The organism is Mycolicibacterium moriokaense (assembly GCF_010726085.1).
Lineage (GTDB): Bacteria > Actinomycetota > Actinomycetes > Mycobacteriales > Mycobacteriaceae > Mycobacterium > Mycobacterium moriokaense.
Map to the genome: position 1 here is coordinate 52908 of NZ_AP022560.1, position 20167 is coordinate 73074.

Here is a 20167-nt window from a genome sequence, read left to right on the forward strand (position 1 = left end):
GGTGATTGGGTCTATTTCTCTGTCGGGGGAATCAACATCGATTGCCATGTCTGCTCCTCGGGGGCTGATCGTGCGAGGTCGGCTTGGGTGTAGACGTGTCCGTCGGGTCCGATGTAGGCGCCGGTCGCTGGGTCGTAGCTGGCGGTCGCGAGGGGCGGCGGCGGGGGCGCTGGCAGCTCCGGCGGGGGGGCTGGCGGCAGTTGGGGGACCGCCTGTCCCGACAGAGTGGCGTTCGGATCGCCTTTCCAGTTGGTGCCGTCGTTGAGGGGTACGTATTGTTCGTCGCTCTCGCACATTTTGGCGGTGGGGGCGCGTTTGCCGGGCGTCGCTAGACATGGATAATTCCGCGCGCCGCGTACGGCAGTGAACGGTGAGTCCTGCGGGATGCGGCAGTACATGTCGCCGGGCCCGAGGTCCGGTGCGTCCTCGAATGTGGGCGTGCGTTGCTGCTGGGCAGGTAGGAACCCGGTGTTGCACGGTGGTGGGATATTGATGTTGAGGTTGAAGTCCAAGAACAGACCCCGGTATGCCTGCTTGGTATTCATGTTCGGCACAGACATACCCTGGAATTCGGCGGTTCCCGCGGGCAGCAATACCAGCAGTTGTTCAATGGCGGGCTGGTAGACGATCGCAACGGTGTTCACACTCACCAGGTTGGCCAGCAACACCGGCAGGGTCGGTTGAAGTCGGTCGACGAGTTGTCTGGCCTCGTCTGCCGCTGCGGGACCCTTCTCCAAGAGTGCGGCCACTGACTCGTCGTTGTCTTGGAGTTGGCTGGTGATGGTCGCGAGGTTTGTGGCCCACGCGTCGATCGCGTCAGAATTTTGGCTTTGCGAGTCCAGCACGGATTGGGACTGATCGATTAGCGCGGTCAGCGGTTCCAGATTGATGCGGGCGTCGATCGCCAGCTGGGTGGAGCCCTTGACAAATCGCGATATCTCGGGACCCAATCCTGCTATGGCCGTGTAGCTTTCGTCGATCACGGTGGTGAGGTTTTCCCGCGGGATCGCCTGCAGGCCCCGGTTGGTGGCGTCGAGCAGCGTGTTGATGTCTGGTGGTACCTGGCTGTTGCTTACTGGTATGACGTCGCCGTCCTTCAGCGGTGGTGCGTCGGCACTGCGCGGGACGAGTGCGACGTACTGTTCGCCGACTGCCGAAACGCTGTGCACTTCGGCTTGGAGGTCGGAGGGTATCGGCACGTCGGAGCGTAGTGACAGCACGGCCTCAACACCGGTGTCGGTGAGATGGATACCTTCGACGCGGCCGACCTTGGTGCCGCGGTAGGTGACGTTGCCGGACTTGTACAGACCGGCGGCCTGTGGAAGTTGCACCGTCACCTGGTACTGGCCGATACCGAACCAGGTGACCGGCGCCTTGAAGTAGCCAAAGAGCATCACGGCGCCAGCAACCAGGGCGACGGTGGAGAAGATGGCCAACTGGATGACGGTGTGTCGGTTCAGGCGCATGCTATGGCCCCTGATTGTGTTGGTAGGGAACGACGAGCGGATTGCCGGAGGTGTAGGGGCTGGGAAGCTGTCCAATCGTTCGACCCCATTGCAGTTCCAGTTCGGTGAGGTCGCCCTCCCAGCGGGTGCCGGTGAAGAAAGAAGAGTCGATTCGGCTCAAAGTGAGGTCAATGATGGCGGTGAGGTTGGCGTAGTCACCGCGAACCCAGTTCGTCAGCGTCTCCTTCGGCCACGGGAAGGTGCCCAGGAAGCTCAGTGAGCGGGTCAGGTCCGGCCCGGCGTTGGCCAGTGACTCAAAGACGGGCCCGAGAGCACGGAGCTCCTTGACCAGATTGTCCTTCGTCTGGTTGACGGTGTCCGCGGTCAAGGCGCTGAATTTGCCGAAGGTGTCCAGGGCATCAGCCAGATTGTTGCGCTGTTCCCTAAGAACCGAGAGCGCGTCGGGAATGGTGCGTAACGCCTTGTCCAAGGCGGGCTTCTGGTCGGCGATCTGGCCGACCAGATGGTTGAGGCTCTCGGTGGCGGCGATGATGTCGCCCGTTTGATCGTTGAGCTTCGTGATGAATTGGTCGAGTTGGGTGATCAGGCTCTTGAGATCCTTCTCGCGCCCGGCGAATGCTGTACTGAAGGCCGCGGTGATGTCCTGAAGTTGGCCCAGGCCGCCGCCGTTGAGCAGCAGCGACATCGCCGACAGGGTCTGCTCGGTCGCGGGATAGGCGCCGCCTCTCGACAACGGGATCAACGAACCGTTGTGAAGTTTGCCTTGCGGTGCGATATCGGTGGGCGGTGCCAACTCGATGTGTAGTGAGCCCAACAGGCTGGTCTGACCGACTTTGGCGGTGGCGTTCGAGGGCAAATCCACGTCACCGTTGAGCTTCATCGTGACCAGCGCATGCCAGTCCTGACGCTCGATCTTGGTGACGTTGCCGACTGTCGCGTCACCGACACGCACACGTGCATTGGGTTCCATATAAGCGACGTTGGGCAGTTGCGCCGTCACCACGTAGGCGCCCGGGCCACCGCCCTCGGTACCGGGCAGTGGCAGCGAGTTCAGGCCCTGCCACTGACACGCCGACAACGTGGCGAGCACCATGATAGACAGCGCGCCACGGCCCAGGTATCGCAGACGGTTACGGCTCACGACCCACCCCCGGGCACCATCATGCCGGGCAATCCTGCCGATGGATCAGTGGGCGCAGGCGCTTCCGCGGGTAATGGCGCTTCGGCCGGGGGCTGCGGCCCCGGGGGCCCGCCGGATGGCACGGCCGCCATCGGCGGGACGTAGTCCGGACGCAGCCAGTCTTCACTGTAGGTGAGCTCGTTGGGTCGTGCGGCCGCGCCGACGAAGAGGTTCTCACCCAGTGGCGGAAAGTTGAACTGACGGTTCTTGACGATGGGCGCCAAATATTGCACGCAGAGTTTGGCCGCCTGCTCACTGTTGAGGCGCGACGCCGCTTGAATCGCCCCACACAGGAAGGTGATCGGATTGGCGAAGTTGTTGAGCGCCAACGCGCCTGTCAGCGCGGCCTGCGACGGTTGGTAGATATTGAGAAAGTTCTGAAACGCGTTCGGCGCGATGTGCAACGTCTGCTTGATGTCGTCGAGACTGTCGATGACCGCCGCAGAGATCGAGGACAACTTGTCCGTCGTGGTGCCCAAGGCGTCGCGGTTGTCGGCCACGAAGCTCTGTACGTCGTTGGCCGCGGTACTGAGATCGGCTACGGCTTGCCCGATTTGATCGGGGTTGTCAGCCAGCAATGCGGTCACCGCGGCCAAGTTCCGGTTCAGCTGCCCGAGCACGGTCGTACTGTCCTGCAGAGCGGAGACCAGGACCGAGAGGTTCTTGATGGTGCCGAAGATGTCCTGGCTGTGATCGCCGAAGATGGAGAACGCCTGCGACATCTTGATCAGCGCATCCCTGATGTTGACGCCTTGGCCGCGCACGTTGTCCGCCGCGGTGTTGATGAACGCACCCAAGGTGCTGACCCCGCCCGGCTGGGTTGGCTGCAGCATGTCGGTGAGCGTCTGCAACTGCGTGCGCAGATCATCCCATTCCACCGGAACAGCGGTACGCTCCTGCGGGATGACGGCGCCGGAGTCCATCACGGGTCCGCTGGTGTATGCCGGCGTGAGCTGGATAGCCCGCGATGTGATGAGCTGCGGCGACACAATCGCGGCTGTCACGTCGGCGGGGACTTTGTATTTGTTGTCGACCCAGAATGAGATCTTGACGCGTTGCGCCTGAGGTTCGATCGTGTCGATCTCCCCGACCGGGACGCCGAGGATGCGCACCTCGTCCCCGGCGTACAGACCGTTGCTGTTGTCAAAGTAGCCGACCATGAGGGTCTTGCCGATCGAGGTGCGCATCTGCACTGCCACAACAACTCCCGCGACGAGGCACATCGTGAGCACGATCGCCAAGGCGATTCTGCTGATTCGCGTGTTGGTCATTGTCCTGCCTCGGCTGGCGTGGTGGGGCCGGGTGCAGGTGCGCTGGGCGAGGGTGTCTGTCCGGGTGCCGGTTCATTTACTGGTGCCGGCGTGGGCACCGGTGTGACTGCAAGTTCGGGGGGCACCAAGGCCGGCGGCCCGGGCGGTGGACCGCCCGGTGGTGGAGGTGGAAGAGGTTCGCGGTAGGGATAGCGGGGGTCGCCGGGCTTTCCGGTGATCGCGTCGGGAAGCGTGAGATGCGGTTCGCCGCCTTGACCGGTGCGCGGGAAGGGCACCGGCAGTGCCGGGGTGCCCGGCTGACCGACCTGCGGGTCGGTGCGCTCGGAGGGCAATAACACGCTGGGATCGAGCCCGAGATCGGAGAACGCGGCATCTACGAAGGGCTGCACGAACTGACCGGGAAGCAGATTGGCGACGTAGGCCTTGAAGAACGGGCCCGAAGCCACCGATTCGCCCAGCGACAGCGCGTACTGATTCAGGTATTTGATCGACTGCTGCACTTGACCTTTGCGGTTGTCGACGATCGTCAACACGCCGTTGAGCTTATCCAGCGCGGGCCGCAACTGAGCGCGGTTGTCGGCGATGAAACCCGACAGTTGCTGAGCGAACGTCGAAAGGTTCTGTGAAATCTGATCCAATGCACTGCTCTGTGTCTGCAACTGTGCGAGCAGGGCGTTGGTGTTGGCGACGAGGCTCACCACTTGGTCGCTGCGCTCGGCTAGCACGGTGGTGGCCTTCGCGGCGTTCGCCAACAGGTTTCGCAGCTGCGCGTCTCGCTCGTTGAGCGTCTCGGAGAATCGTGCCACGCCGTCCACGGCTACCCTCACGTCGGGGGCGGTGTGCGCGAACGTCTGCGCGAGGGTGTCGAGCGCGTCGGACACCTGTGTGGTGTTCAGTTCGCTGATGGTTCCCGAGAGGTCGCCGAGCGCGTCTGGCAACTGGTAGGGCGCGGTGGTGCGCTCGATGGGGATGGTTTGCGATAGTTCACCGTCGCCGCGGGGTGCGATCTCGAGGAATTTGGCACCCAGGAGGCTCTTCGTCTTGATCGCGGCTTCGGTTCGATCGCCCAGGCGCACGCCGTCGTCGAGGTCGAATTCGATGAGCACCCGTGCTCCATCGAGCTCGACGCGCGACACCTTCCCTTTCCGTAGGCCCATGACTTGAACCGGCGCGCCGGCTTGAAGCCCGCCCGCCTCGGCAAAGTACGCAGAGTAGCTCTGCGTCGAATTGATGAACGGGAGTTTCTGGTATTGCAGGGCCAGCACCACGATTCCGCTGATCAGGGCAAACCCGATCGCGCCGAGGATCATCGGGTTGCGTTCGGAGAAGGTCTTCATTTCGGAGTGCACCGTCCGCTCGCTTGTTCGGCCAACTTGATGTAAACCGGTTGTCCGCCTTTGCCATTGACCTTCAACAGCAGATCGCACAGGTAGAAGGTGAAATAGTCGCCGTAGATGCCCAATCGGCTCAGCGCTTTATAGGTGTCGGGCAGTGTGTTGAGCAGATTGTCGAAGTAGCCGTGGTCGGCGACGACGTTCCCGGCCGTGCGGTCCATCTGATGCACGGTGTTCTGAAAAGGTGGTCGCGCTTGCTGCAGGAGGTCGGCAACCGTTCCGGCCGCGGCGTTGGTGTAGGCCACCGCGTTGCTGATGTCGTCGCGACGGGCTGCGAGGCCGGCCACCAACTCCGACAGTGAATCGACTGCCTTCTCGAACTGGCTACTCTGGTCTCCCAGAGAGCCAAGCACGGAGTGGAGATTATCGATCACCTGCTGTACCAAGGTGTCTCGATCGGCGAGGGTATTTGTCACCATGGCGGCCTGGCTGAGAAATGAGCTGATCGTGGCACCTTCACCCTGGAAGGCCTGTATCAGCTGAGCCGACAGCGCATTCACCTGCGCGGGATTCAGGGCGCGAAACAACGGCCGGAACCCGCCTAGCAGGGTATCCAGATCCAGCGCTGGTTCGGTCCGGTCCACAGGAATGGCCTGGCCGGCATTGAGGCGCCCGACCCCGCCGACGCCCTCCTCCAAGGCGAGGTAGCGGCCGCCGATCGGGTCAGCCCACCGAATGGAAGCCCTAGTGCCTTGGGTGAGCACCACCGTGTCGTCGGCGGAGAACTCCACCAGCGCGACCGGGCCTTCTATGGAGATCGTCTTGACCTTGCCGACCTCCACCCCCGCGATCCTCACTAGGTTGTTGGGCTCTAGACCCGTCACATTGGTGAACTCGGCGCGGTAGGTCGTTTCGGGGCGAAACCGCAACTGCGAGAAGATCGCCATCACGGCGAACGCGCCCATCAGGCACACCACTGTGAAGATCGCGAACCGCCACACGGCCGGTCTGAGTTTGTCTTTCACGAATGCATTCCTCGATTGCTCGGCTGCCTCACGGCGACGGTTGTGGTGGTGGCGGTGCGGGCGGCACCCCGGGATAGAGCGGCACACCGCCGGGCCCGTAGAGCGGAGCCCCGTACGGCGGCGCGCCCGGGTAGGGCACCGGTCCAATGGCCGGCGGACCCTCGCCGCGCACGCTCGGCGGCTCGGGCACCGCCCGAGTCACCGGGAAGTAGTCGACATACCAGGGGTGGCCGATGCCGGGGTTGGGGCGCCAGTCCAGGCCGGTGCCCCACCCGGTGTTGGTGATGAGCTTGCGGACCGGAAAGTTCTTCCGCACATCGGGCAACGAGCCGCAGCTGGGCTTGCCGCCAGGACCGCCCTTGGCTGCCACGATCGGCAGGTTCTCGGGGTATTTGTACGGGTCATCACCCAGCAGGATCGCGGCGTCGAGGATGATGGACTTGCCATTGCCGCCGATATTTTCATAGCCGCCGTTGTCGAGGAAGAATTTCGCCCCCTGCAGCATGCAGGTGTACACCGGGTTGTACTTCAGCAACAGGTCCGTCGTCGGCGTCAGCTCGTTGATTCCCTGCACCAGGTTGTCCTTGTTCGCACCCAGCAGGTTGGTGGCGCTGGTAGAGAGCCCGATTGCGTTGAGCAGCAATGCATCCAGATCCTTGGCATGGCTGGTGATGGTGGAACTGGTCGAGCTCGCTGCATTCAGCGTGGCCAGAATGTCGTGGGCGGCAACGCTGTAGGTGTCGTTGAATCCCTTGAAGGAGCGCCAATCCTGGGCCACGGTGTCCATTCGCGGGTTGATCTCGAGCAGGACTTCGTTGGCCGCAGTTGTCGCTTCACCGATGCGTGGTCCCTGACCGCGCACGCCGTCGGCGAAGGCGGTCAGTGTGGCGTTGAGCTTGGCGACGTCGATCTGGTCCAGCACCCCGACCAGATTTTCGAAGACGGTGTTGACTTCTGTGCTGACGTTGCGCGACTGCAGCACCTGCCCTGCCGCCAGGCGTTTGGGGCTGGGATTCTCGGGATAGACCAGGTCGACATACTTTGCGCCGAACGCGGTGGTGGCTCGGATCTCGGCTTCGACATTGGCCGGGATGTAGCGGAGCTGATCGGGGAACATTTCCAATGTCAGGCTCACCGGCTGCGTGCCGGATTTGATGCCCGCGACGCGGCCGACCTCGACGCCACGGAGCTTGACCTTCGCGCCGGTCTCCATCACCAAACCGGTCCGGTCCGAGGCCAATATTACCGGGGTGTAGGTATTGAACGATCCCATGAACAGGCCGGCGCACACCACCACGATCGTGGCGATGACGGCAAAAAGCCCGAGTGTCCACCATATTGGGTGGATACGCCTTTGCTTCCAACTCACATCCATGGCGGCTATCCGGACAGGTGGAAGTTGCCGGACTGTCCATAGATGGCCAGTGTCATGAACAGAGTGACGAACACGGCAGAGATCAGGGACGCGCGCACCGCACGTCCCACTGCTTCCCCGACGCCCGCAGGCCCGCCCGAGGCGGTGAAGCCGTAGTAGGTGTGCACCAGCATGATGACGATCGCCATGACGATCACCTGGACAAACGACCACACCATGTCGGTTGGATTGAGGAACGTGTTGAAGTAGTGGTCATACACACCGGTCGACTGTCCATAGATGAACGTCGTGCCGAACCGGGCGGCCAGAAAGGCCATCAGCATCGCGACGCAGTACAGCGGAATCACCACGATCACCCCGGCGACGACCCGATTGGCCGCCAGATAAGCCACCGAACGGATGCCGATCACTTCCAGCGCGTCGATTTCCTCGTTGATCCGCATCGCGCCCAGTTGCGCCGTGGCACCGGCTCCGATGGTGGCAGCCATTCCGATGGCGGCAACCGAAGGTGCGATCAGTCGCACGTTGAAGTACGCCGAAGCGAATCCGGTCAAGGCCTCCACCCCGATATTGGAGAACTGTGTGTAGCCCTGCACCGCGATCAGTGCGCCCGTCGACAACGTCAGGAAGGCGACGATGACGACGGTGCCTCCGATGACAGCCAGCGCGCCCGCGCCAAGACTCATGTTGGCGATCAGCCGCACCATTTCGGTCTTGTACTTGGCGAAGGCGGTAGGGATCGCACCGATGGTGCCTGCGAAGAACTGCGCCTGGGTGCCGATCGTGGTCAAACCGTCCACCGATGCCGCCACGGCGCGATGGAGCCTCGGGCGGAGCTTGCTCGGGACACCGGCGCTCATATCGTCACCTGGACGCCGACCGCGGTGGTGATGATGTTGATGGCGAACAGCGCCATGAAGGTGAACACCACGGTCTCGTTGACAGCGTTCCCGACCCCGGCCGGGCCCCCTCCGACTGAGATCCCCTTGTAGCAAGCGATCAGTCCAGCGCTCATACCGAACAAGGTGGCCTTGATAGTGGAGATCACCACATCGGCGGGTCCGGTGAGCAACGTAAGACCCCCGACGAAGGCTCCGGGGGTGACATGCTGGACGTACACCGCGAAGGCGAAGCTGCCCGTCAGACCGACCAGGATCACCACCGAGGACAGCAGTGTCGCAACGACGGTGGCCGCCAGCACTCGTGGCACGACCAGCGCCTGAATCGGGTCGATCCCCATCACTTTGAGCGCGTCAAGTTCCTCGCGGATGGTGCGCGCCCCCAGGTCAGCGCACATTGCCGTGGCACCCGCCCCGGCCACTACCAAGACTGTCACGACCGGCCCCAGCTGGGACACCACTCCGTAGGCTGCGCCGGTACCCGATAGATCTGCGGCACCCAGCTCGACCAACAAGATGTTGAACGTGAAGACCAGAAGCACCGTGAAAGGGATGGCCAAGAGCACGGTCGGCAGCAACGACACCCGGGCCACAAACCACGACTGCAGCAAGAACTCCCGCCACGCAATCGGTTTCGTCACGATCGCCACAGCGGTGTCCAGTGACATCGCAACGAAGTCACCGAATGCGCGAACCGGTTTGGACGCGACCGCTCGGTAGCGGGTTTCACTTGCGAGGGTCCTGTGGGTCGCCTCCGGGCGGCCTGCGCGCCCCTCCGCGTGAGGCGTCGGCGGGTCCCCCCAGGAAGCCCCGCCCTCACCGAACAGGACAGCTCCATCGCTTCGCGCGCCAACCATGGCGTCTTCCTCCCTGTGACGACATCGTCAAGGGCGGCACCAGCGCCACCCTGGACGAACAAAATCTAAGTTAGACTTGGATCACATTCAAAGCAAGAAGTTGCAAATGACACGCAGTGATTGTCCGAGTCGCCATTCGACTATCTGACGTCCGCAGCAATTTTTCGGTTCTTTGTCAGGTAACCCTCTCGCGGTTCTCCTGCGGGTTTCGGGGGGAGTCGGGAGGGGGGCGAGAGCGCGGGACAACCCGCGCCGCAGCCAAAAGCGTCGCGAGCCGGTCGGCCAGCGGATGCGCACGAGAAACGGCGTCCTGCTCGATATGATTCGGATTAGAATATTGATTCGACCATGAAGTGGTAACAAGGGAGTCAGCGTGAATCGCACCAGTTCACAGCGACTATGCGTGTGGAGCGGCGTCCTATTCACAGTCTTATTTTTCGTCGGATTTGGGCTGGTCGCCCGATACATACCACCTCCACCTCCGGCTCGAGCAGCAGCAGATGTCGCGCAGTTCTACCGCGACAACGCCCACACCATCCGTACCGGGATGGTCCTGAGCATGTACGCGCTGGTCTTTTTCGTCCCCTTCTCTGCAGCAATCTCGGTGCAGCTCAAACGGATCGAAGGCCTACACACACCGCTGACCTACGCCCAGCTCGGCATAGGCTGCACGCTCCCCGTTGCGTTTTTCCCGGCGCTCTACTACTTCCAAGTCGCGGCATACCGGCCCGACCGATCGCACGAGGCGATCCAGACACTCAATGACATGGGCTGGCTTCCCTTCACCGGAATCATCTACGCGATCTTCGTTCAAAATCTGGTCATCGGCATTGCTGTGCTAACTGACCAGCGCGCCAACCCGGTGTACCCGCGGTGGTACGGCTACTTCTGTCTATGGACAGCGCTCCTGTACTGCCCGGCCAGTCTGGATGTGTTCTTCCAGGACGGACCGCTGGCCTGGAACGGCCTGTTCTCCTGGTGGCTGTCACTGGTGGCGTTCTTCGCCTGGATTGTGGTGACCGTGGTGGTCACCCTACGAGCCATCGGCAGCCAAGAGAGGGACGACCGACTCCAGTCGAGACCTGTTGGCGCACAGGTTGATTAGGAGCAACGTCGATCGATGTGTTCCGATATGCAAAGGGCCGGAACCAACTCCGTAGCCTGCCCTGGTAATCCTGTTGCTGCGCCTGCGCCGTGCCGCGCATGAGGCCTGAGGTGAGATGGGATCACAGGTCGCGATGTCGGATCAACAGAGCGTGTGGCGGCTTATCGCCCTACCGCAATGTCTGGCCGCAGCGCCGGCTCGGTGATGTAGTCGGCCAGGTCGGCATCGTGGGTCATCAGCCAGTAGTCAACGACTCGATATGGCGAGTTGGTGACAACTCGACCGCTTGTATTGCGGTAGTACGTCGTCATACCGGGATGATTCCACACCATCTTCGAATGCTCCGCGTCCACCTCGCGCACCCAACGGTCATGTGCCTCGGCTCGGCATTCCACCGCGCCAATGCCCTCGCGAACCATCTTGGTGATGACATCGAGGATGTACCGACCCTGCGACTCGCCAATGAAGAAGTAGGAGCCGCCGGAACCTGAGTTCGTGTTGGGCCCATACATCAGGAACAGGTTCGGGAATTGGGGCACGGTAATGCCGAGATAGGCGGTGGCATCATCGTCGCCCCAGACGTCGCTCAACCGCTGCCCACCCCGCCCGACGAACTCGATCGGCTGCAGGTAGCGAATCGTCTGGAATCCGGTGGAGAACACAAGGACATCGGCGTCGAACTTCTCCCCCGTGGTGGTGACGAGGCCTGTCTCAGTGACCTCGGCGACTGCGTCAGTAACGAGCGCTACGTTGTCCCGCTTGAGCGCAGCGAACCAGCCATTGTCGAGCAGCATGCGCTTGCCGAAGGGCGGGTAGTCCGGCAGGCACTTCTCGATCAAGTCTGGCCGACCGTCGAGCTGATCGACCAAGTAGCGCGTGAAGTGCCGCCGGTGAGCGTCGTTGACCGCGTTGAGCGATCTGCCGGGATCGTGCCACTCCGGGTCCATCTGCAGCGACGGGTGCACGCGATCGTTGAACAACCATGCCAGCCGAAACCGATACCACGCATGGTAATTCGGCACGTGGTTCATCAACCAGTGCACGTCCTCGGGAATAGCCGCGAAGTACTCGGCGCACGGTGCGACCCATTGCGGTGAGCGTTGGAAGATTGTCAGTTGCTGCACTTTGTCGACGATGGCCGGCACCACCTGCATAGCGCTGGCGCCGCTTCCGACGATGGCAACACGCTTTCCGCTGAGGTCCAGATCGTCGGGCCACTCCGCGGTGTGGAACTTCGGTCCCCGGAAGGACTCAAGGCCCGGGATGTCGGGTGTTTTCGGCTTGCCGAACAATCCGACCGCGCTGATCAGGATGTTGCCGGAATAGCGTTTCATCGAGCCGTCCCCGGAACGGGCGTAGACCGTCCACCGTTGGGTACTTTCGTCGTATTCCGCGCGCTGAACCTCGGTGTCGAACATGATGTCGCGGCGAATATTGAAGTGGTCTACAGCTTCTCGCAGATAGGTCGCCATTTCGTCGCGCTTACCGAAGTGCATCGACCAGTCACGCGGGAAGAAGGAGAAGGAGTAGAGGTAGCTTGGCGTGTCGACACCCGACCCCGGGTAGCTGTTGGTCAGCCACACTCCACCGACCTCGCTGTGACGTTCCAGGATGACAAAGGGAATCCCGAGTTGCTGTAGCCGCGCAGCTACGATGATGCCCGAAATACCGGCGCCGATGATGACGACGGAGAAGTCGTCGACCTCCACGGGTTCAGGTGCTGCCGTCGGCTCCAGCCCCATCTCCTCTCGCATCACCCGCTCGTACTCCTGCGGAACCTCCTCGTCCACGCAGATGCTCAGCATCGTGCGCAACAGATCAGGATCAGGCAGGGGAACGGCGGCCGGCCTGCCCTTTGACCACGCCGAGATCGCGGACACTGCGCATCGGCGGATCTCGTCGGCCACCTCGGGTTCGAATCCGCCGGAGTCGTTGGGACTCAACCCCGGTGAACGGGTGGGCCGAAAAGGTTCATGGAGCCAGCGTTGCTCGCCGGTCAACTGAAAGAGCACCATCGTGAGCGTCGGCAGATTGGCGACGCCTATGGCCTGTTCCAAGCGCGATTGATCGATCGGGCTTACCGGCGAGGTCATCGACATAGCGGCCTTCTCCCTTGTATGCCTGAGCCATGTCGGCGGCCAGGACGCGGTTCTAAATTAGTTTAGATTATACTATCAGGGTGGCCTCGGCGGAACACCATCGGTAGCGTAAATTTGCCAGCATACCGCCGTATTACGGACACCACACGATCCACAGGAGGACGGAATGAATGTAGAAAAACGAGCCGGGCGCAATCGCAGCACCCACTAAGCTACGGGACGGCGAAGCACGCGCCTAACGCCGAGGCGGAAGTCCCAACCGGCGGCGCCAGTCGTGGGCGCCGAGCAGGCGCACGAGTTTGGCTTGGATCTTGTTCTTCCTGGGCACATATGGATACCAGTGCGGCTCGGAGCTCAGGTGAATGCGCTCGGACACCACCGACTGTTGTCGGCAGAACTTGAGGATTCCGGCGGCCCCGCCCGAGCGGCTGCCCACACCCGATTCCTTCCAGCCGCTCATCGGGATGGTCAGCTGGAAAGTGCTCATCATCACGTTGTTCTGGTTGACCGCACCCGCTTCGAGCTGGCGGCTGATCCGGTCGGCACGCGCAGGGTCGCCGGTCCACACGCTGGCACTCAAGCCGTAACGCGAATCGTTGGCCAGCCGAACGGCTTCGGCTTCGTCGGCGACCTTCATGATCGGCAATGTGGGACCGAAGGTTTCGTCGCGCATGCACAGCATGCTGTGGTCCACGTCGACGAGCACGGTGGGTTCGAAGAATTGACCATTCTCGCCGCGCTTACCGCCGGTGAGCACCCGCGCGCCCTTGTCCACCGCGTCGTTGACGTGGCTTTCCACGATGTCCAGTTGAGCGGGTGTGCACATCGCGCCGATGTCGGTGCTGAAGCTGCCGTCCGGGTCCATCCCTTGGCGAAGGCCTTTCACTTTGTCGGTGACCTTCGCGACGAACTCGTCGTACACGGGGGCTTCAACGTAGGCGCGTTCCACCGAGATACAGATTTGGCCCGAATTCCACATCGCGCCCCACGCCGCGGCGCGGGAGGCACGGTCGATATCAGCATCGGACAAGACGATCATCGGATCTTTGCCGCCAAGTTCCAAGCTGCAGGGGATCAGCCGCTCACCGGCACGGGCGGCGATTTTACGACCGGTGCGTGTCGAGCCGGTGAACATGATCATGTCGACTTCTTCGACCACGGCCGCGCCGGTCTGCGGACCACCGGTCACGTTTGCCAGGACCGGAGGTGCCCCGATGTCCTCTAGCCACCCTCGGGTGGCCTCCCCCCATGTCAACGGGGTGAACTCCGATGGCTTGAAAAGCACCGCAGCACCTGCCATCAAGGCGGCCACACCATCGAGCATCGGACCGCCCAGCGGGCCGTTCCACGGCGTGAGCATCCCCACGAGCTGATAGGGGCGGGCGAAGACGCGCAGCTTCTTGGTCAAGCCACCGGCTCCCCAGCTGGCAACCTTGCGGTCGGCGAGGAATTCGGCGGCGTGAGCGCTGTAGTAGTTGATCAGGTCCACCGCCATCGAAATCTCCAGGGCAGCGTCACCCCACGATTTGCCGGTCTCCTCCTGCATGATGCCGACCAAACGGGATTCGTTGTCGAGGATCCAGTCCAGGAAACTTCGCATGTGGATCGCCCGGCCGTTCGGCCCGAGTTCTTCCCACGCCGGCTGGGCGTCGCGCAGTTGGGCGGCAGCCGCCGCCACTGCGGCGGGCCCCATGCCGGGCACACACCCCACCACCCGTCCGTCGGCGGGGCAGCGCACCTCGATCACGGCGTCGTCGCGACCAGTGACCCCACCGTCTCCGGATCGGGTATTCGCTTGTGCTGTGGCCATTTTCAACTCCTCGGCAGTGAACAACTGGCTAGCCGCTGCGGGCGGCTGATGAACTGGTGCAGAGCACCAGGGCGGCCCGCCGCGCAGTGCAGACGATCTCCCCGCGCTGGTTGCGGCCGCGGTGCTCGAATGTCACCACCCCCTGGTCCGGCCGCGAGTTGGACAGCCGCTTGTCGATGACCTCAGTCTCCGCAATCAGGGTGTCGCCGATGAACGCTGGTGCGGGAAAACGGATTTCGGAGAATCCGAGGTTGGCCACCGTTGTTCCCTCGGTGAGGTCGGCGACGCTGAGGCCCACCACGGTCGACATGGTGAACAAGCTGTTGACGAGGCGCTGGCCGAATTCCTGAGTTTGGGCGAACGCCGCATCCAAGTGCAGGCTTTGGGTGTTCATCGTCAGTGTGGTGAAGAGCACGTTGTCCGCCTCGGTCACGGTACGGCCGGGTCGGTGCTCGTAGATGTCGCCGACGATGAGTTCCTCGAGGTACTTGCCGCGACGATGGTGCACGGTCACGCCATCACCTCCGCGGCGGATGCAAGCGCCTGTCGGTGGGCGGGATGGGCGATCGCGATCAGGGCCTGTTGTCGCTCGGCGACGCTGCGACCATCCAGGCGAGCCACACCGTACTCGGTCACGACCACATCGACCATCGACCGCGGAATAGTGACCGCGGCCACCGAATCGACGATCCTCGGGTGTGAACCGTCCGGAGTGGCCGAAGGCAGCGCGATCACGCGCAGACCACCCGCTGATCGGCTGGCCGCGTCGACGAAGTCGAGACTGCCGCCGACACCGGAAATCTGGCGCCCTCGCAGCACCTCGCTGTTGACCTGGGCGTTGACATCGACTTCGATGGCGGTGTTGATCGATACCAAGCGCGGCGTGCGAGCCAAGACATCAGCGTTGTGTGCCGTGGACGACGGATGGACGGCCAGCGCAGGGTTGCGGTCGGCGAATCTCATCAGCCGCCGCGTGCCCATCAACTCCGGGGACAAGATCGCGGGCTGGTCGCCGTCGGCGGGAATAACGCCGCGCTCGAACAGTTCCACCATCTCGTCGGTGGCCATCCCGGTGAACCGAATCTTCCCGAGGTCGGCGTCGGCCAGCGCATTGACCACTGCCTCGGGAATCGAGCCGATCCCGATCTGCAACGTCGGGTTCCTGGGCAGCAGGTCGACGATGTGTTCGGCAATGCGGTTGCTGACCGGGCTCGGTTTGGCCGAGCCGTACTGTGGTGTCGCATCGGCGGTGTCGACGAAGGCATCGAAAACGGACTCGTGCACGGTGGTGTTGCCGAACGTCCATGGCAGTTCGGGATCGACCTCGCCGATCCGCACCCGAGCCAGGCGCAGTGCATCAAGGCTGTAGCCGGCGGACGGCCCCAGTGAGTGGTAGCCGTGCCGATCCGGCGGCGTTACCCGCACCATCGCGACGTCCACACCCCAAGCCTGCAGCTGGGCCGCGATCCGCGAGGCGCGAACCGGCACAAATGCCGCAGTTCCATCGGCAACCAGCCCAGCGACCGGTGCCATCACATGCCAGGTCCGGTAGCTAAGGTGGCCCGCACGCACGGCATCGAGGAAGGGATAGTCGCCGAGCAGCAGTCCTGAGCTGAGGGTCCAGTTGTGGCCCGCGGCTTGGGTGTTCAGCGTGTGCAACAAGGTGGTGGGAGCACCGCAGCCCGGTGCCGCGACGAGGTGTGCACCGTCGGGCGCCAGCTCCAGTGCGGCGACTGGGTCGACGGTACGGGCGGCGGGGCTGTTCATTTCGGTCGTGCCATCGCGGCCTCGACAGCCGCCGGGGAGAAGGCCTCGTCGAAAGCGCGCTCGTCGGACTGGAACTCGTCGACCTCGACGACGCGTCCGTCGGTGATGCGGTATACGAGGCACTCGCGCAGCCGCACGGTCTTGCCGCCGACTTCAACGATGCCGTACTGGTAGGCCGCCGCGTACTGCGCGCTGGCGGTGATGTCGATGACGTCGAATTGGGCAGGCCCGGTGAAGATGCGCTTCATCTTGCCGAACAGCGACAAGATCGCTCGGCGGCCTTCATAGACGCCCGACAGCACGTTGGCGCCGGGCACGCGCCAGATGCAGTCCTCGGCAAGCAGGGATTCGATGTCGGCGCGGTTCTGCTGCGATAACGCCGCCATGAGGCGGCGCACGATCTGCGCGTTCGGATGTTCAGCCATCGGTCGGTTCCTTCCTCATGAGTCAGACGCAGGCCGTGGAGGTGCCCGACAGCACGACGACACCGTGATGATTGGTCGCCAGGATTTCGAAGTCGACGTACTTACCCTGCTCGCTGTCGCGCACATCGACCACGGTCGCGACGGCATGCAGCGAGTCACCGGGCCACACCGGGTTGACGAAGCGAACCCGGTAGCGCGTCAGTCGTTCCCGACCCACCCACTCAGCGAGCAGCCGTTCAGCGGCGCCCATCACCAGCATTCCGTGAGCCATCACGCCCGGGTAGCCGGCGCGCACGGCGTACGGTTCGTCAGTATGAAGTGGGCTGTAGTCGCCGGATGCGCCTGCATACTGAACGATCTGGGTGCGGGTCACTTCGGGGATGACCGTGTGCTCGCGGCTGGCGCCGACGACCAACGTCTCGCCCGTGTGGCTGTAACCGCTCATGGCTCACCGCCGCCCGCGGAGGCCGGGAACTCGGTGTCTACCAATACCATGCGCGACCGCAGGACGAGTTCGCCTGCTGCGTCGCGGTAGTCCCTGGTGATCTCGTGGAACGTCAGAGCGCCCGCGCGTCGGCTCTGTTTGCCCCAGCTCGCGCCCTCATACTCGGCGACAACGAGGCGCTCACCCACACGCACGGAGGCGAAGTATTCGAACTCCTGCTCGGCGTGCAGGACACTGCCTCCCGGCGTCGAGGGTTTGAGATCAAGCGCCCCTGATGGGAGCAGCCCGCGCATGTGTACCGGATCGAATTGGACCGAAGCGGCGGGAAACGTCAGCGGCGCCGGCGTCCCGGGCGCAGGCACATCGTGGGCGAGCCGCTCGTCACCGACGGCGCGAGCAAATGCCAGCACATGACCCGGCTCGACGTCGAATACGTAGTCGCCCATCACAGCCCCGGGGCCGCGGGGCGGAAGCGGGGCAGTGCGCCGTCTCCGCCGGTGTCGCAGAAGACCACCTCGACACGCTGGCCGATCGACAGGGCGTCGGGATCGCAGTCGATGATGTTGGTGACCATCTTGGGTCCCTCATCGAGTTCGACCATCGCCAGCACGTACGAGCCGGCGTTGGCGTACTCGAGGATTCCACGGGTCGTGACGGTGTAGCTGTAAATAGTTCCCCGCCCGCTGGCTTCGGTGTCGACCAGGTCGGTGCTGTGACAGTTCGCGCACACATAACGCGGGTAGTAGCCGGCCCGACCGCAGTTCGAGCAGCGCTGCAGCACAAGTTTGCCGGCAAGAGTAGCTGCCCAGAATGTCGCGGTTTCGGAGCTGACACTTGGTGCAGGCGAGGGCAATTGGGGCGTGCTCACGCGTCCTCCCGACCCAGGACGAGCGTCGCGTTGCCCATTCTCGTGCTCAGCCAGCCACCGGTGCCGTGGGCCAGTGCCAGGTTGCAGTCGCGGACCTGCACAGCGGGATGCGCTTCGCCCCGCAGCTGGCGGACCGCCTCGATGATCTTGGTCATCCCGCCGCGGTTGGCCGGGTGGTTGTTGCACAGGGACCCGCCGTCGGTGTTGAACGGCAATCGGCCATCGGGGGCTTGCAGCGCGCCATCCAACACAAACTTGCCGCCGTCACCTTTGGCGCAGAATCCCAGGTCCTCGAGTGCCAGCAAGACGGTGATGGTGAACGAGTCGTAGAGACCGACGTAATCGATGTCGGCGGCACGCACACCTGCCTCGGCGAATGCGTCCGCGCCTGAGCGCACCCCGCCGGTCACGGTGATGTCCTGCCAGCCGCCGCGAGTGTGTTCGACCGCCTCTCCATGCCCTAAAACCTTCACGCAGTCACGGTCCAGTGCGGCGGCGACGTCGTCCGCGACGACGACAAGCGCGCCGCCGCCGTCGGTGACCACACAGCAGTCAAGTCGATGCAGCGGCGAGGACACCATCGGGGAATTCACCACGTCCTCGACCGTCACGACGTTGGGCAACATCGCGTGCGGATTGTGCTGGGCATGGGTGGATGCGGCCACCTTGATCTCGGCCAGCTGTTCGCTGGTGGTCCCGTACTGGTGCATGTGCCGTTGCGCGGCCAGCGCGTACAGTGCGCTGACGTTCGCGCCGAAGATCGGCTCGAAGGACTTCTCTGGCGGCTCACCCATCAGTTGGCCGGGCGCCCGCAACGACGTCGTGCGCGGGCGCCCGCCCAACGTGATGAGAGCAACCCGGCATTTGCCGGCGGAGATCGCCGCGGCCGCATGCCCGACGTGGGACATGTACACCGATCCCCCCATATCGGAGCTGTCGATGTAGCGCAGCTTCAGGGCGAGGTAGTCGGCCATCGCCAGCCCGCCCAGCCCGGGCGCATCGCCTCCGCAGAAGTAGCCGTCCACGTCGGCAAGATCAAGGCCGGCGTCGGCCAGCGCGCCCAGCGCCACCTCGGCGTGGATCTGCGGAATCGACTTGTCGGGCAGTTCGCGCCCCGGGTGTTCGTAAGCTCCGGCGATGAACGCCTTTCCCCTGATCGACATCAGACGAACGGGTTCGGCGGCGCCGCCTCGGTGATCGGACGGAACTGCGACTCCACCTCTTTGGCCATTTCATCGAGGTCCCACGGGCCGTCCGAACGCAGGGTGACCAGCGGCTCGGGGTCGCTGTAGAGCGAGACCTCATAGCCCCGGGCGTGAATCACGTGGCCGTTAAGCCAGCCGGAGTGCTCGGAGGCCAGGTAGGCCGCGATCGGGGCGATACTGTCGGGCGACAACTCATTCGCGCCCGAGCTATAGGCATCGTCTCGGATGGTGGCCGTCATCCGGGTCGCTGCGGCGGGCGACACGGCGTTGGTGGTGACGCCGTACCTGCGCAGCGCCACGGCGCACGAGTAGGTCAGCCCGACGATGCCCATCTTCGCCGCCGAGTAGTTGGGCTGCCCCGGCGCGCCGTGCAGTCCGGCCCGGGAGGTGTAGTTGATGATCCTGTTCTGGGCGTCGGGATCACCGATCTTGCGCCAATGCGCAGCAGCGGGCTTGATGGTGTTGAAGTGCCCCTTCAGGTGGACCCTGATGACGGCGTCCCACTCCTCCTCGGACATGTTGAAGATCATCCGGTCACGCAGAATTCCCGCCACGTTGACCAGGACATCGAGTTTGCCGAAGCGGTCAATGGTCGACTCCACCAGATCGCGGGCGGCTTCATGGTCGGAAATGTCGGCGCCATTGGTCACCGCGGTGCCGCCGGCGGCCTCGATATCACGAACCAGTTCACTCGCGGGGTTGCCGTCGCTTTGCAGTCCACTCAGCGAAGCACCGATGTCGTTGACGACGACGGTCGCTCCCTCGCGAGCGAAGAGCTTGGCCACCGCGCCGCCGATGCCGCGGCCGCCCCCGGTGATGATGGCGACGCGTCCATCCAGAGTTCCCGCGGAAGTATCCGCCGACGCCCGCTCGGCGATGTCGCGACTATTCATGGTGCGGCTCCTGTCTGAAATCACTCGCCCGGCGCATGGGCGCTACGTGGCCCGTCGTCGGGGACGACCCAGGCCCAGCCACGCATGCCCAGTCGAAATCTACATCAGATTGGTTTCCAAATCCTACGTAGATTTAGAACTGC

Annotated in this window: 19 protein-coding genes; 1 reads left to right on the forward strand and 18 read right to left on the reverse strand. The window is 63.5% G+C overall.

Features of this window, described 5'->3' with window-relative positions:
* Positions 1 to 11 precede the first annotated feature (11 nt).
* Genes G6N43_RS00250 through G6N43_RS00285 form a run of 8 tightly spaced genes read right to left on the reverse strand, consistent with a single transcriptional unit; the run spans position 12 to position 9218 of the window.
* Positions 12 to 1466, reverse strand: coding sequence for an MCE family protein (locus G6N43_RS00250; RefSeq protein ID WP_083152577.1), 1455 nt, complete (start codon positions 1464 to 1466; stop codon positions 12 to 14).
* Between the two features lies 1 nt (position 1467).
* Positions 1468 to 2559, reverse strand: a complete 1092-nt coding sequence (locus tag G6N43_RS00255; protein WP_083152796.1) for an MCE family protein — start codon at positions 2557 to 2559, stop codon at positions 1468 to 1470.
* 44 nt (positions 2560 to 2603) lie between these two features.
* Positions 2604 to 3917: a virulence factor Mce family protein gene (locus tag G6N43_RS00260; RefSeq protein WP_083152574.1), complete on the reverse strand. Its 1314-nt coding sequence runs from the start codon at positions 3915 to 3917 to the stop codon at positions 2604 to 2606.
* The gene (locus tag G6N43_RS00265; protein WP_083152571.1) at positions 3914 to 5254 is read right to left on the reverse strand and encodes an MCE family protein; all 1341 of its coding nucleotides are present in this window, start codon (positions 5252 to 5254) and stop codon (positions 3914 to 3916) included. Before G6N43_RS00265 ends, G6N43_RS00260 begins: the two co-directional genes overlap by 4 nt.
* Positions 5251 to 6276, reverse strand: a complete 1026-nt coding sequence (locus G6N43_RS00270) for an MCE family protein (RefSeq protein WP_083152568.1) — start codon at positions 6274 to 6276, stop codon at positions 5251 to 5253. The genes G6N43_RS00265 and G6N43_RS00270 overlap by 4 nt, the downstream gene beginning before the upstream one ends.
* 28 nt (positions 6277 to 6304) lie before the next feature.
* On the reverse strand, positions 6305 to 7651 hold the full coding sequence (locus G6N43_RS00275; RefSeq protein WP_083152565.1) for an MCE family protein: 1347 nt from the start codon (positions 7649 to 7651) through the stop codon (positions 6305 to 6307).
* Between the two features lie 5 nt (positions 7652 to 7656).
* Positions 7657 to 8511 carry an ABC transporter permease gene (locus tag G6N43_RS00280; RefSeq protein WP_083152562.1) on the reverse strand — a complete coding sequence of 285 codons (855 nt, stop codon included), beginning with the start codon at positions 8509 to 8511 and terminating at the stop codon, positions 7657 to 7659.
* Entirely contained in the window at positions 8508 to 9218 is a 711-nt protein-coding gene (locus G6N43_RS00285) for an MlaE family ABC transporter permease (RefSeq protein ID WP_083152548.1), read from the reverse strand. Before G6N43_RS00285 ends, G6N43_RS00280 begins: the two co-directional genes overlap by 4 nt.
* Positions 9219 to 9966: 748 nt before the next feature.
* Between G6N43_RS00285 and G6N43_RS00290 the strand changes: the two genes are divergently transcribed.
* A complete protein-coding gene (locus G6N43_RS00290) occupies positions 9967 to 10512 on the forward strand; it encodes a hypothetical protein (protein WP_133056558.1) in 546 nt (181 codons plus the stop codon).
* 161 nt (positions 10513 to 10673) lie between these two features.
* On the opposite strand, the gene G6N43_RS00295 is transcribed toward G6N43_RS00290, so the two are convergent.
* The 10 genes from G6N43_RS00295 to G6N43_RS00340 all read right to left on the reverse strand — a co-directional run bounded on the left by G6N43_RS00295 (position 10674) and on the right by G6N43_RS00340 (position 20024).
* Positions 10674 to 12605, reverse strand: coding sequence for a flavin-containing monooxygenase (locus G6N43_RS00295; protein WP_179967948.1), 1932 nt, complete (start codon positions 12603 to 12605; stop codon positions 10674 to 10676).
* Positions 12606 to 12846: 241 nt separating this feature from the next.
* Positions 12847 to 14421 (reverse strand): aldehyde dehydrogenase family protein, encoded by a 1575-nt coding sequence (locus tag G6N43_RS00300; protein ID WP_083152539.1) that lies wholly within the window; start codon positions 14419 to 14421, stop codon positions 12847 to 12849.
* Positions 14422 to 14449: 28 nt separating this feature from the next.
* On the reverse strand, positions 14450 to 14935 hold the full coding sequence (locus G6N43_RS00305; protein ID WP_083152537.1) for a MaoC family dehydratase: 486 nt from the start codon (positions 14933 to 14935) through the stop codon (positions 14450 to 14452).
* Complete coding sequence (locus G6N43_RS00310; protein ID WP_083152534.1) at positions 14932 to 16188, reverse strand: acetyl-CoA hydrolase/transferase family protein; 1257 nt, start codon at positions 16186 to 16188, stop codon at positions 14932 to 14934. Before G6N43_RS00310 ends, G6N43_RS00305 begins: the two co-directional genes overlap by 4 nt.
* The gene (locus tag G6N43_RS00315; protein WP_083152531.1) at positions 16185 to 16613 is read right to left on the reverse strand and encodes a nuclear transport factor 2 family protein; all 429 of its coding nucleotides are present in this window, start codon (positions 16611 to 16613) and stop codon (positions 16185 to 16187) included. The genes G6N43_RS00310 and G6N43_RS00315 overlap by 4 nt, the downstream gene beginning before the upstream one ends.
* 22 nt (positions 16614 to 16635) lie before the next feature.
* The gene (locus G6N43_RS00320; RefSeq protein ID WP_083152528.1) at positions 16636 to 17058 is read right to left on the reverse strand and encodes a MaoC family dehydratase; all 423 of its coding nucleotides are present in this window, start codon (positions 17056 to 17058) and stop codon (positions 16636 to 16638) included.
* Positions 17055 to 17504, reverse strand: coding sequence for an FAS1-like dehydratase domain-containing protein (locus G6N43_RS00325; RefSeq protein ID WP_083152525.1), 450 nt, complete (start codon positions 17502 to 17504; stop codon positions 17055 to 17057). The genes G6N43_RS00320 and G6N43_RS00325 overlap by 4 nt, the downstream gene beginning before the upstream one ends.
* Positions 17504 to 17926, reverse strand: coding sequence for a Zn-ribbon domain-containing OB-fold protein (locus G6N43_RS00330; RefSeq protein ID WP_083152522.1), 423 nt, complete (start codon positions 17924 to 17926; stop codon positions 17504 to 17506). The genes G6N43_RS00325 and G6N43_RS00330 overlap by 1 nt, the downstream gene beginning before the upstream one ends.
* Entirely contained in the window at positions 17923 to 19089 is a 1167-nt protein-coding gene (locus G6N43_RS00335; protein WP_083152519.1) for a thiolase family protein, read from the reverse strand. Before G6N43_RS00335 ends, G6N43_RS00330 begins: the two co-directional genes overlap by 4 nt.
* Positions 19089 to 20024, reverse strand: coding sequence for an SDR family NAD(P)-dependent oxidoreductase (locus G6N43_RS00340; protein WP_083152516.1), 936 nt, complete (start codon positions 20022 to 20024; stop codon positions 19089 to 19091). Before G6N43_RS00340 ends, G6N43_RS00335 begins: the two co-directional genes overlap by 1 nt.
* Positions 20025 to 20167: the final 143 nt, after the last annotated feature.